13 protein-coding genes and 1 other RNA gene are annotated in these 11,951 nt (G+C 45.5%); 9 read left to right on the top strand and 5 right to left on the bottom strand.

Annotated features, from left to right (window positions below):
- The 3 genes from Q0277_RS08205 to Q0277_RS08195 all read left to right on the top strand — a co-directional run.
- Nucleotides 1-952, top strand: a 952-nt coding sequence (locus tag Q0277_RS08205) for a hypothetical protein (RefSeq protein ID WP_297997161.1), incomplete at its 5' end; no start/stop codon positions are given.
- A complete protein-coding gene (locus Q0277_RS08200) occupies nucleotides 949-1,284 on the top strand; it encodes a chaperone NapD (RefSeq protein WP_297997159.1) in 336 nt (111 codons plus the stop codon). The genes Q0277_RS08205 and Q0277_RS08200, both read left to right, overlap by 4 nt.
- 190 nt (nucleotides 1,285-1,474) lie before the next feature.
- Nucleotides 1,475-2,428: a hypothetical protein gene (locus Q0277_RS08195; protein ID WP_297997157.1), complete on the top strand. Its 954-nt coding sequence runs from the start codon at nucleotides 1,475-1,477 to the stop codon at nucleotides 2,426-2,428.
- A 348-nt stretch (nucleotides 2,429-2,776) separates the two neighbouring features.
- Here the strand turns inward: Q0277_RS08195 and Q0277_RS08190 are convergent, their stop codons facing one another.
- Nucleotides 2,777-4,327 (bottom strand): AI-2E family transporter, encoded by a 1,551-nt coding sequence (locus Q0277_RS08190; protein ID WP_297997155.1) that lies wholly within the window; start codon nucleotides 4,325-4,327, stop codon nucleotides 2,777-2,779.
- A gap of 195 nt (nucleotides 4,328-4,522) precedes the next feature.
- Here Q0277_RS08190 and Q0277_RS08185 point away from each other — a divergent pair, with 195 nt between their 5' ends.
- The gene (locus Q0277_RS08185) at nucleotides 4,523-4,660 is read left to right on the top strand and encodes a hypothetical protein (protein ID WP_297997154.1); all 138 of its coding nucleotides are present in this window, start codon (nucleotides 4,523-4,525) and stop codon (nucleotides 4,658-4,660) included.
- A gap of 491 nt (nucleotides 4,661-5,151) precedes the next feature.
- Here the strand turns inward: Q0277_RS08185 and Q0277_RS08180 are convergent, their stop codons facing one another.
- The 4 genes from Q0277_RS08180 to panB form a co-directional block, all read right to left on the bottom strand.
- A complete protein-coding gene (locus Q0277_RS08180; protein WP_297997152.1) occupies nucleotides 5,152-5,769 on the bottom strand; it encodes a hypothetical protein in 618 nt (205 codons plus the stop codon).
- Between the two features lie 194 nt (nucleotides 5,770-5,963).
- Complete coding sequence (gene ruvB / locus Q0277_RS08175) at nucleotides 5,964-6,980, bottom strand: Holliday junction branch migration DNA helicase RuvB (protein ID WP_297997151.1); 1,017 nt, start codon at nucleotides 6,978-6,980, stop codon at nucleotides 5,964-5,966.
- Nucleotides 6,981-7,838: 858 nt separating this feature from the next.
- On the bottom strand, nucleotides 7,839-8,510 hold the full coding sequence (locus Q0277_RS08170) for a hypothetical protein (protein ID WP_297997149.1): 672 nt from the start codon (nucleotides 8,508-8,510) through the stop codon (nucleotides 7,839-7,841).
- A 420-nt stretch (nucleotides 8,511-8,930) separates the two neighbouring features.
- Nucleotides 8,931-9,728, bottom strand: coding sequence for a 3-methyl-2-oxobutanoate hydroxymethyltransferase (gene panB, locus Q0277_RS08165; protein WP_297997147.1), 798 nt, complete (start codon nucleotides 9,726-9,728; stop codon nucleotides 8,931-8,933).
- A 98-nt stretch (nucleotides 9,729-9,826) separates the two neighbouring features.
- Between panB and ssrA the strand changes: the two genes are divergently transcribed.
- The 5 genes from ssrA to Q0277_RS08140 all read left to right on the top strand — a co-directional run.
- Nucleotides 9,827-10,188, top strand: a transfer-messenger RNA (tmRNA) gene (gene ssrA, locus Q0277_RS08160).
- A 277-nt stretch (nucleotides 10,189-10,465) separates the two neighbouring features.
- Nucleotides 10,466-10,795 (top strand): hypothetical protein, encoded by a 330-nt coding sequence (locus tag Q0277_RS08155; RefSeq protein ID WP_297997146.1) that lies wholly within the window; start codon nucleotides 10,466-10,468, stop codon nucleotides 10,793-10,795.
- A gap of 24 nt (nucleotides 10,796-10,819) precedes the next feature.
- The gene (gene imm40 / locus Q0277_RS08150) at nucleotides 10,820-11,164 is read left to right on the top strand and encodes an Imm40 family immunity protein (protein ID WP_297997145.1); all 345 of its coding nucleotides are present in this window, start codon (nucleotides 10,820-10,822) and stop codon (nucleotides 11,162-11,164) included.
- Between the two features lie 218 nt (nucleotides 11,165-11,382).
- Nucleotides 11,383-11,733 carry a hypothetical protein gene (locus Q0277_RS08145; protein ID WP_297997144.1) on the top strand — a complete coding sequence of 117 codons (351 nt, stop codon included), beginning with the start codon at nucleotides 11,383-11,385 and terminating at the stop codon, nucleotides 11,731-11,733.
- On the top strand, nucleotides 11,730-11,951 hold a 222-nt coding region (locus Q0277_RS08140), incomplete at its 3' end, for a DUF3969 family protein (RefSeq protein ID WP_297997142.1). The genes Q0277_RS08145 and Q0277_RS08140, both read left to right, overlap by 4 nt.

The raw sequence follows: 11,951 nt of genomic DNA, 5'->3' as shown, positions 1-11,951 counted from the left end.
AAATTCTGTCACCGGGCAAAATTCCGTCGCAAGCACAAATTCTGATGCGGCGCAGAATTTCAATGCTAAAGCAAGCGTAAATTCCACGGGAAATTCTACCGCAAATTCCGCTGCCGTAAATTCTTTAGAAAATTTCGCGAAGCAGAATTCTGCCGAGAATTCTACGGTATTAAATTCCGCCTCTAATTCCGCCTCGGGCGCAATATCCAAAACGCTAATTTTCGCCCTGCCCTCGTCCAAAAATTACCTAGACGAGCCGATGGGCGCCACCATATTCGACGTCGATAAACTAGGCAAGAAGTACGCATTTTTGTATAACGGCGACGCGTTTGAAAAGATGCTGGGCGTGTTTGCAGGCGGCAATATTACGCACTACAAGCTGCCGATGACGGGGATCAAAAGCGTCTATTTCTACGACGAAAATACCGTGATTTTGCTAGGTCTTGGTAGCGAAATTTTATACTTCGACCTACCTAGCGGCAAGGTAAGCTTCGAGCAAAAGCTCACCATCGCGTCTTTAGGCGGTAGCGCCTACGACCGCTCCAGCGGAACGCTGCTAATCTCGTGCGAAGGCGGCATCGTATTTTATTTCGACGCGAAAGCGAAAAAACTTATAAGCCAAAAGTCCCTGCACAAGGACGGGATCTACTCCGTGGCGCTGCTTGGCGATCGTATGATGAGCGGCTCGAACGACAAAGAAAGATCGTGCTACTACGAAAACGGCGATTTCGCTAAATTTTATAACGCCCATTTCGCAGTTTTTGCCGTGGCGCTAAGCCCAGAGCTGGGTGCTTTTACAGTTGGTAACGGCGTACGCGTAATCGATAAAGCAGGCGAGATCGTCCGCAGCATCGAGCTGGACAACGACATCATCAACTATCTGCTTTTCGAAGGAGATTATCTCGTGGGCTCGGGGTATAATAGATATATCTACTTTTGGGGGCTAAAATGAATATTTCAAGCGTCGTGATCTATCTAGGCGCAAATACTGACGTAGCGACGTTTCGCAAGCAGTTGCAAAGTATCGGCGGCTGCGAGTTCGTAGCGTGTGAGGACGGCAAGGCGGTAGCCACGATTAGCGCGGAGAGCTCCGAGGACGAGATCGCCGCATTTCGCGCGATAGAAGTCATAGAGGGTGTAAGCGAGGCGATGATGATCTACTCATACTCCGATCTGGACGCAGATATCGCCGCGGCAAACTTCGACAACGGCGAGCAGATAATGCGCGAGCTGGACGAAAAAGACCCGAGCCAGATCAAATACGGCGGCAAAGTGCGAGTCTAAATCGCCGCCGCAAATTTTAAAATTTTACCGCCAAATGTAAATTTTAAAATTTCAAATTTAACTATATAATTTTAACTGCGCAAACAAGCTTGGAATTTTTACAGCAAGTCGTTTGCTGCAAGCACTGCGGATTATGGGCTCGTTAAGCTTGCATTGGATAATATAGCGCAATCTGCCCGAAGGAGTAAGCTTGCGCCTGAAATACCTTTGTATTATAGTTTTTCTAATCTGGCTTTGCATATTTATCGCCTTGCTGCCCGCTCATAAAATTTCAGCGATCTTAGAAGCGATTGATTTTAGAGATAAAAACCTGACGCAAAGAGAGATCGTAGAGCTAAATTTAAAAGATTACCTAAAAAAGCTTCATTACTTAGATAATTATTCGCAAATAGATTTCGGCAAGATGGCGGATATTCACTTAGACAAAAACGGCTATGAGAGAGTAAGATTTTCATGGTGCAACGGCGATAAATACCCCGATGATAGATGCGAATTTTGGAAGCTGGATAAAAGGCTAAATTTTAATTATCTAATGGATCTGGGCTCTAAAATTTGCAAAAACGGCAAGCCCATAAAAAATGCCGAAGAGATTGTAGAAAACGACGAGATTTTAAAGCTACGACTCTTTTATCCTTGGGAACAAAAGCATTTGATTGACGAAAATGGAAATTTTATAGAGAATTTTATATATATGAGGTTTGGAGATGGCGCCAACCACTCATTCGACCTATTTACTGATTTTGTATTTATAAGTAAAAATGACATACAATTACCAATTATGCACGAAACAAAAACTAAAAAATTTGACATAATTATTCCAGAAAACAGATGTTATAGGTGGCTTTTAAACTCTATATTTAGGGATGTAGTTTATCAACAAAAAAAGAGCATATACCCGTTTTGCTATAACTATAAAAAGATAATTGATGAAAATATGGATTGCGATAGAGAATATATATTTTCTTTCATTTCAATATACGACAAGGGGAGCAATCTCGATTATGAAACGATATTTTATAATAAAAATTTATACTATGATAAACATGAGACGGACATACTTTTCAATCAATACCAAAATTTAAAGAATCAAAAGAATAAGATAAATTTTAACTCACAAGGAGAAGGCGACGAAAGTGGGTATTGAGTTGCTGGGCATTGCTTGCTAGAGCTGAAGTTAAAATTCTTTCTTTTATTATCGACTACTTTAAATTTAAACTCTAATCCATAAAATTTCGCCACGCCGCGCGGTGTAGCTTAAAAATACTGCGCCGCCGCATGACGCGACCCAAAATAACCTCGCCGATACTCGCGATCTTTGCTCTAAAATTCGTCAAAGAGCGCGAGCAGCAGCTGAAATTAAAATTTGCCTTTAAATTTAAAGCCTTTAAACCTGCGCAAAGGCGCGAGGGCGCAAGAGCCGCAAGGGCGTGCTGGGCATTGCGTTTTACGGGCAGCATTTTCATAAATTTAAAAGCACCCAGCGGCGCAAGCCCTACTCGAATTCTATCTTTTTTAGATAATCGTATAAATTTAGCACAGCGATAAATAGCGTTAAAATCGCGGGTCCCAAGATCACGCCCCAGAACCCGAACGTGCTGATGCCCGAAAGCATCGAGAAGAAGATCAGCATCTCGTTGATGTTTGCGGGGTTTTCGACTAAGCGCGAGTTGATAAATTTTATCACGAGCGGCTTTACGAAGCTGTCCGCGAGCGTCGAGATCAGTATCACGCAATACGCCATTATCACGATCGCGCCCGAGGTGCTGCCCCCCGCTAGCACGTATAGCGCGGTAGGCACGTAGATAAGCGCGCCGCCGACTGCGGGGATGAGCGAGCAGAAGGCGAAAAGCACCCCCATCAGCAGCGCGTCAAAGCCGAAGATCCCCGCGATGATCGAAAACAAAAAGCCCTGCAATACGGCATTGAAGATGGTCGAGTAAAACACGACGCTCATCGTATTTGCCGTCTCAGAAAAGATATAATCGATCTGCGCGGGCTCGACCGGTAGAATTTTTTTGAAAAAGCGCTTGAAGCTCTCGCCGTAGAGGTATGCAAAAAAGCAAAACACGACGATAAGCACCATATCGACGATAAATTTCGCGCTGGATTTCCCGACGACCGAGAGGTAGGAGATGATCTGCTTCGCTAGGCCCGCGACGTCTAGGTTTGCCAAAAACGAGCGAAACTGCGTATCAAATTTCTCAAAAGGCCCGGGCAGCTTGATGTTTAGGCTCTGAACGTAGCTAAGCGCGTCGTTTAGGCGCGCCATATCGAAGCTCGCGGCGTTTTTGGCGATCTCGATCACTGCATAGATGAAGGGCACGAAAAAAAGCGCACAGAGCAAAAACAGGCTAAGCACCGAGGCTAGCGTGCGCCTGCCACGGCACAGCTTCGTCACTTTAGCGTGCAGACCCGAGGTCGCCACCGCCATCAGCACGCCGATTGCGATCACCATCAAAAACGGCGAAAATAGATAGATCACGCAGCAAAACATCAGCAAGGTTGCGCCGATAAAAAATATCTTGTTCGTCTTTGCGCGCCCGCTAGCCTTGGCAAGACCTGCTTTCACACCCGCGGCGGCCCCCGAAGCGGCGGCATCGCCTAACGCGGAAGCATTAGCCGAGAAGGTTTCGTTGGCTTCGACAGCGTCGTTAAGCGCGGAAGCACCGGCAGATGAGACTCTGTCGGTTTCGATCCGGCTTTTGCTTTTATTTTCGGCGGCAGTTTTAGTCCTGCCTTCCGCGGCGTCTAGCGCAACTGCGCCTGCTTTATCGGCGCCGGTATTTCCTCTGGCAGCTTTGCGCGCTTCGGCTATGTTTTCGCTTTGATTTTCGGTGGCGGTTTTGTTTTTGTTCTTGTTTTTGTTTTTGACGGTCGCTTTGGCTTCGGCGGCGGCTTCGATTTTGCCCCACTCGTTATTTACGGTCTGATTTTCGGTGAAATTTTGAGCCTCGCTTTTGGCGTTATTCTCGGCGTTGTTTTGAGCTATCTTTTCAGCCAGGTCTTCGTTGCGGCTTGGGGCATTATCTTTTGACGTCGGCAAATTTTATCCTTTTGAAATTTGATGAGCTATTTTATAAATTTTTTTATCAGATTTCGATTAAATTTTAAAATTTCATAGAATTTACGAGCGACGTCCTCGTGCGTTTTCAACATACAGCGCACTATACGACATGTACACGGATCGTACCTAATTTATGAAAATAGCGCATAGCTCGAACATACGTCAAAACTAGATGTGTGCTCCTATGCCGCATTCGAGCCCTGCGTGCACCGCGGCAAGACGCCGTATTGCGCCGAGCTTTTGGCGCAGCTAGGTCTATCGCGCGTGGTAATCGGCGCGCGCGATACGAATGCGCAGGCTGCGGGCGGCTAAATTTGATGAAATTAGCGCTTTGGTGGGCAGTGCTGATATGTTGACGCCAGACGCGTATGCCGCGCCGCAAAATCTAAAGCCGCGCGCACCCGATGTTTGGATTCGTTCGCGCCACAACTCTTACAATAAGCCCAATGGCAACTTTATGCGGAAAAGAAAAATGTATAGCGAATGCGTCTGCTAGAAGCGAAGTAAAAATCGGTACAATAAACGAGAGTGAAGTAAAAGCTAAGCGGGTGACAGGCTATTTTTTAGAAAATCAATGTACCTTAATAATCGCAAACAACAATCTACGTAGAGCAAAAGAATAGCGAATTTATAAAATAATGAGCACAACAGGTGCGCGAATAAACTAAATTTTAACTTTCAATGGAGAGTGAGAATAATAGCCGCCCTTATAGGCGTACGAAAGCAGAACTTCGCTCCAGCTTGCGCTGCAGCCGCATTAGCGAGACCATGCGAAAGCGCATCCCTAATAAATACCCAACCCGTTACTCATTTTTTGCTCCTTTTTCTGGATTTTTTTTAATCAAATTTCTATCTGAAAAATTTATAAAAAATATCAATAAAAGTAGAAAAACTGCCCCTTTTAAAAAGAATTTAAACTGTGCGGTCATCAAATATGGTCTTAACAATCTATGATCAAAATTATATTCCTTATATATCTTTCCATCTTTATCTTCAAGCTGTAAAATTTCATTATTACCTAATATATCTGGGCTTGGCTCGCCATAAATTTTGATTTTTTGCCCTTTTATCTTTTCGTAAATATCGCTATCGCTTTTGCTTATTTCATAAACCTTTTTCTTGCCGTTTTCTAGTTCTATATGTATTCGTCCGCCGCTTCCGCGAAAATCATAATAAACGCTTCTTAAAATTCCGGTATCTATCTCAAGCTCATTTAACTGCTTAGGCGACGTATCCGTTCTATAAATAGTAAGGAGCGTTCCGCACAGGACAAAAAGCAAACCATAGCAGCCTATGCTAGCCACCTGTGCCGGCGGATGCGAAACTCCCCTGATAAAAACACGCCTATAAAATACATCGTAAAAATAATATAAGAGCCTTTTTATATATTTTGTTATGAATTTCATAAAATTTCTCTTCATATTCTTTTGGATATTTTATTGAGCCGATAATAAATTTGCTCTAAATTTATAAAATTTCCCGCTTTAAATTTTAAATCTGAAGAAATTTTAAAACCAAGCAAAATTCAAAGATCAAATATACAAAATCGCCACGGTAGGGTCTCCGCCTGCGTAGCTATTGGCTCAGCGCCGTAAAGTATAAAATTTCATCCGCCCTACTCCTCAAACAGATTTCTCTCTGCGGTCTTTAGCACGAGACCGAGTGCCTCGCGCGCCTTATCGGTTGCGATGCGGCCCTTGGCGGTCTTTTCGATGTAGCCATTGGCGAGCAGATAGGGCTCGATGACGTCCTCGATCGTGCCCTCGTCCTCGCTAAGCGCCGCCGCGATCGTGCTAAGCCCCAAGGCACGGCGCTTGGCGTCAAATAAAATTTCCAAATATTTTATATCCATCTCGTCAAAGCCCTGCTCGTCCACGCCCAGCGCCTCGAGCCCTTCGCGCGCTCGATCGTGCGAGATAGCGCCCTCGTCGCGCACCTCGGCAAAATCGCGTATGCGGCGCAGTAGCCTCAGCGCAATACGCGGAGTACCACGAGAGCGGCGCGCAATCTCGGCACTGGCATCTGCCGCGCTCTCCTTCCCGAGTTTAACAGAAGCGATCTGCACTATCCGCGCAAGCTCGGCGTGCGTGTAAAACTGCAAGCGAAACTGCATGCCGAAGCGATCCCGCAGCGGCGCGGAGATCATGCCCGCTCGCGTCGTGGCGCCGATGAGCGTAAAGTGCGGAATGTCGATCTTGATAGTCTGCGCGGCGGGACCCGAGCCGATGATGATGTCGAGGCGGAAGTCCTCCATCGCCGAATATAGCACCTCCTCGATCGCGGGGCTTAGGCGATGGATCTCGTCGATGAAAAGCACGTCGCCGCTTTGCAGGTTCGTCAAAATCGCCGCCAGATCGCCCGCCTTTTCGATCATCGGCGCGGCGGTGACCTTGATAGCGGCGCCCATCTGAGCGGCGATGATGTGGGCTAGCGTGGTTTTACCGAGCCCGGGCGGCCCGTAGAAAAGCACGTGATCGAGCACGTCGGCGCGCTTTTTCGCCGCAGCGATCGCGATAGCGAGGTTTGATTTGATCTTCTCCTGCCCCACGTAATCCTCGAAGCTCGACGGGCGCAGCGAGCTCTCCACGCTCTCATCGAGCTGCATCTTTTCGATCTCTACAATTCTGTCCATAATCTCTCTTTAATCGTTTTTAAAATTTTAGCAAGTGTAGCGAAAAATGGCTAAATTTTGACAATTTTAGCAAGGCGCCGTCTTTGTAGGCGGAAATAAAATTTGCCGCGCGGAATTTTACGGTACGCGCTTAGGGCTGGGGCTAAAAAGCAGAGCACCCGTCGCGAAAGACTGCGGAATTTTACCGCAGCGGATTTAAGACTACACTCATGCCGTTGCGCTCGCTATGCTTTAAGTATGTAATTTTGCCGTAGCGGTTTCAAGACAGCGCGCGGGTCGCTAACTGCGCTAAATTTTACGAGGTGAAATTTAACACGTATAATTTAAGGCTTTAGGCGTTCGCGAGCGGCGGTGCGAAATTTGAGCGCGTAGAATTAAAGAGCGAAATTTAGCCAACTGAAAAATACGCACGGAATTTTACAACGTAAAATTTGGCGCTTGGAATTTTGCGATATTAAATTCTGCGTTTGGAATTTTGCAGCGAAATTTTGCGACAAAATTTTGTCTTGTAGAGCTTTGATGCGGATTTTGTTTTTGCGGCAGCGAAGATTTAAATTCTGCGCTTCAAGCTTCGCGGTACGCAGCAGGCTAGAATTTTATCTCACATAATCGGTTAAAATTTTGCAAGAAATTCTGTGTAGAATTTTATGCAAAATTTTGCCTTACGCGCTTGCGCAGCTAGGTAAAATTTCGCGCGAAATTTCGTTTTTCAAGACGACTTAGAATTTAGCGTGAATTTTAAAATTTGCGCCAAGCTCAACGCGGGCTCGGGCGATTAAATTTAGCCGTGAATCTCACGACGCCTTATCGATCGCACCCCAAATTAAGACGCTAAATTTTTCCTGCGCGAGCCTAGTTCTACAAATCATGCTCTTCGATCAAAACGCTCTTATTATCGTCGTCGCCATCGCAGAACGCTCTATATAAGCCGGACGTTGTGCTTTCGAATAAAAACACTACGCCGTCGCTTTGAAATTTTTTCGAGCAGCCCTTGGCATATAGCTCCGCGAGTTTCGGGCTATCCGGAGCATAAAACTGATAGCTATCGGTGAAGTGCTCCACGTATCGGTAGGTGATCTCCGCCCAAGGCACCCCGCTGTCGCCGCTTCTATTTAGCACGATGGTTCTGGCGTTTATCGCTGCGAGCTTTGATTTTAGCTCTGCAAACGTCTTTTTGTCCCAGCCAATGAGCTTTAACCCTTCGCCAATACCCGGCGCATTGTCTCTAAAATTTGAATAAAATTTCGTCTCGTTGCCGTCCAAATCGATCCAAATATACTCATCGCCGTAGGTGCTCTGGATTGTAACGCGCAAATTTTTAGGGAAGTTGCGACCTGCAAAAGCTAACAGGTCTAGGAATTTCTCGCGATTTTGCTCGTAGTTTTGCATCGGCGGGGCTTTATCCAGTTCCATATCATCTTTATCAGAGAAAGAATTCAACGCGAAAAATGCCGCCAAAATCGGCAGCACCTTTACGCAAAAGAGCAAACCCAGAGCCGTGGCTATGATGATTTTTAAAGCTTTAGCCAAATTTTCTCCTTAAATTTTATAAACCGTTTAGGCGTGACGGCTGGTTTATGTTTGAGCTCTACGGCTACGTGCGTAAAATTTAGCGCTCGTAGCGTATTTTAGAGCTGCGGGCGCGAGAGCGTTCATGAAAAGCGCTCGCGCATTGCGCTCGGCGACATAAATAGCGCCCGCATGCAGAAGCGCGCAAACTCTCGCACGGCGCCCCGTATAAAATATACCGCGCAGAGTATCCGCCCAAAGCGCCTGCGATCTCTCGCACTAGCTAAAGCGCTCGCAATCGCTCGCGCCGAATAAATTTCAAGCGGCGCGAGCTATTTGCATAGCCTGCGACGCGCGAAAACGAAGCATTGTTTTAAGGCAAGCGGGGCTTTATCGCTGGAATTTCGGCGCGTAAATTTTAAAATTTAGCCCAAAATCCCGTTATTGCTTATATTCAAACTCCTCGCTTGGGAAGCTCTCGTCCTTCACTTCGCGCGCGTATTCGCGCACCGCGCCTTTTACCAGCGCAGCGCCGTCTAAATAACGCTTAACGAATTTCGGCCGAAACTCCGTGAAAAACCCGCACATATCGCTCCACACGAGCACCTGTCCGTCCACGCCCGCGCCCGCGCCGATGCCGATGACGGGCACGTCGGTACCGAGCACCACTTGATTTGCAACCGAGCAGATCGTGCCCTCCACCAGCAGCAGCACCGCGCCCGCCTCGACAAGCGCTCTAGCGTCGTTTAAGACCTCGCGCGCACCCTCCTCTCCGCGTCCGCTTACCTTGTAACCGCCCATAAAGCGCGAAAACTGCGGCTTTAGCCCGATGTGGCTCATCACGGCGATACCGTTTCGATGAAGCAGCGCCACGGTATCTGCCATATGCGCGCCGCCTTCGATTTTGACGGCGTCGCAGCCGGTGCTCTCATAAACTTTGGCGCAGTTTTGCAGCGCGAGCTCGGGCGTCGCGCACGAGCAAAACGGCATGTCCACGACCATATACGCCCGCTTTAGTCCCCGTCTTACGGCGCGCGCATGATATATCATCTGCTCTACGCTCGCGCCCAGGGTCTCGGAGTGTCCACCGAAGCTCATATTTAGGCTGTCGCCTACGAGCACCATATCGACCTCGTCGTCGAAAATTTTAGCAAAAAGCGCGTCGTAGGCGGTGATCATCACGATCTTTTCGCCGGATTTTTTCATCTCATATAATTTAGAAAGCGTGATTTTTGACATTTTGGCTCCTTGATTTGGTTAAAATTTGAACACAATTCTAGCATAAGCCGAATTTGACATTTATAAAATTTTAAAGTAAAATGCGCGCGCATTCTTTCGGGGGTGACTTGGCTTCGACGGGAACGGATGGGTCAAGGCGGCATGTCGCTTTGGATACAGCGTATAAAATCCAAACTAAATTTAAACGCAAACAACGTTAAATTTGCTCCTGCTTACGCTAAAGCTGCGTAAGTCCAGTCGAGCCCTGCTCTGCGCCGATACTATCTAAGCGCGGCGGCGGGTAATCTGCGATAGCGTAGCTCTGCGGCGTGACGAGCCGTAGGGTGAAATCCTAGTCTTTGCACAGGCGGGTCGTTTTGGAAAGTGAGCGAGCCTGCGCGAGAACTTCACTTTTGCTAAACATGTAGAGGCTTTGGTCGTTTGTTTTCGGACTGCGGTTCAATCCCGCACACCTCCACCAATTAAGCTATCTTTAAGTTCCAATCACTTCTTTTAGTTGCATTGGGTTCTTGCGCGTAGACACCTATCTTAAATTTTAGTCGTTCCGGGCTTCTTTCATTTTTATTTTAGATATAATCTTTTCCGAAATATTAGGACTCTTATTAGGGGCTTTTTCGCATTAGGGATTTTCCATATGAACAAAGCGTATATTTTGCTAAAATTCACCAGCGGGAGCGTCAAAAGCATCAAGAAGTACAAGACGCAATACGCAATATTATAGAAGAGAGGAGAAAGAGATGAGAAATTTTGTTATATCTTTTGTCGCGTTATGCCTATATGGGTGCAGCCCTACAATTTTAGGGCATAAAATCACTTTTGCAAAACACGAAGACGGTGCCTTTTACGGCGAATGCGGCGAAAAAATAGATCAAAAAATTATATATAAATTTAAAGACGCCGTTATTCGTAAAATTTTCTATGAAGATAAAGAAGAATTTGCTTATTATGATGAGATAGTCATCCCTATCCAATCCTGCGGGAGTAAATGGTGTAAAATTTACTATCCTTGCGGCGAAAGAGGGTATTTCGTAAAGAAAGACGAAATAGAAAAATGGCAATGGCAATAATTTTATACCTAAAAGGAGCGAATTATGTTGTTTACAGATGAGGATTTTGTAAATATAGTGCCGCAGGATCTGCTGGAGCGCGGTATAAACTTAAGAGAGAAGCTCGGATTTTATGAAATCGCTTGGAGATTTGACGATGTAATGGATGTGTTAAAAATCACAAGAGATAAAGGTATGATTATCCTAGGAGGAGAAGTATATCGCCTAAGCGGCAATAAGCCCGTCATCACATGCGACGGCTGGTATACAGACAAGGGGGATGACGATGCATTCGAAGTGGCGATCCAATATATCACTAAGTATCGCGCTAGAAACGGAGATGATTTTATATATTATCCGGCCATTGGCCCCAGGCCGGTGTCCAAATGAAAATTTTAATTGGATTGTGTATGGGAAATTTTATAAAAGCACAGAGGACGCATTTAAGCAGGTCGAATTTGAATTCGGCGTAAAAAAGAGGATTGGATAAATCTTTAAATTTGGAAAGGACTAAGGAGAAACGCTGTGAAATTTAAAATTTTGAAACCAAGACTTTATGAAAAATATAAGGATATGGCTATAGAAGCGTGAGGGTAAATACGGCATTGATGACTAAAATAGATATTTTATTAAATTTAATAAATTTTACTAAAGATATAAGCGCGATAAAAAGCGACTTGGCAAAGATAGGTTTTAATAGCGAATCGGAGCTTGTAACAATAACTCAAAATACCATTGCAAACATCTTAAATAGGGTCATCGATAAAGAAATTTCATATGATCTCCTTGAGGAATGGGCAAATTTAATAGAGTGTCGCGAGGATATAGGATATGAGGATGAAATTTTGCAAGAGATCATATTTGAGCTGGCAAACCCTTGCCTTTATGGGGAGATAGACGAGAGGAAGATTTGTATGATTTTAGATGAAATTAAATACGAGCGGAGCGAGACCGAATGATACTAGAGAAAAATATTGATATTGTGGGCGAGAGGGCAATTTTATTGATGGCTCTAGGTTCATTGCAGGCATTGGAGCACCAGGCGATTACCATAGATGAAAGCCAAAGAATTTTGTTTTCGCCCTATATTTCAACGCATTTGGAAAACAATAAAGTTAGCAAGCGTGTCATAGATATAATAACTGAATGTTGCGAACTAGAGGATATTTTCGAGATA

The organism is uncultured Campylobacter sp. (genome assembly GCF_938030815.1).
In the GTDB taxonomy this organism is placed as follows: Bacteria; Campylobacterota; Campylobacteria; order Campylobacterales; family Campylobacteraceae; genus Campylobacter_B.
The sequence above is the reverse complement of the archived record's forward strand: the minus strand, read 5'-3'. Positions and strand labels throughout refer to the sequence as shown.

Bases quoted from the DNA above. Each gene is read 5' to 3' on its own strand.
- Q0277_RS08200 (WP_297997159.1), top strand. From the start codon at position 949: ATGAATATTTCAAGCGTCGTGATCTATCTAGGCGCAAATACTGACGTA.
- Q0277_RS08180 (WP_297997152.1), bottom strand. From the start codon at position 5,769: ATGAAGAGAAATTTTATGAAATTCATAACAAAATATATAAAAAGGCTC.
- ruvB (WP_297997151.1), bottom strand. From the start codon at position 6,980: ATGGACAGAATTGTAGAGATCGAAAAGATGCAGCTCGATGAGAGCGTG.
- panB (WP_297997147.1), bottom strand. From the start codon at position 9,728: ATGTCAAAAATCACGCTTTCTAAATTATATGAGATGAAAAAATCCGGC.
- Q0277_RS08155 (WP_297997146.1), top strand. From the start codon at position 10,466: ATGAGAAATTTTGTTATATCTTTTGTCGCGTTATGCCTATATGGGTGC.
- imm40 (WP_297997145.1), top strand. From the start codon at position 10,820: ATGTTGTTTACAGATGAGGATTTTGTAAATATAGTGCCGCAGGATCTG.
- Q0277_RS08145 (WP_297997144.1), top strand. From the start codon at position 11,383: ATGACTAAAATAGATATTTTATTAAATTTAATAAATTTTACTAAAGAT.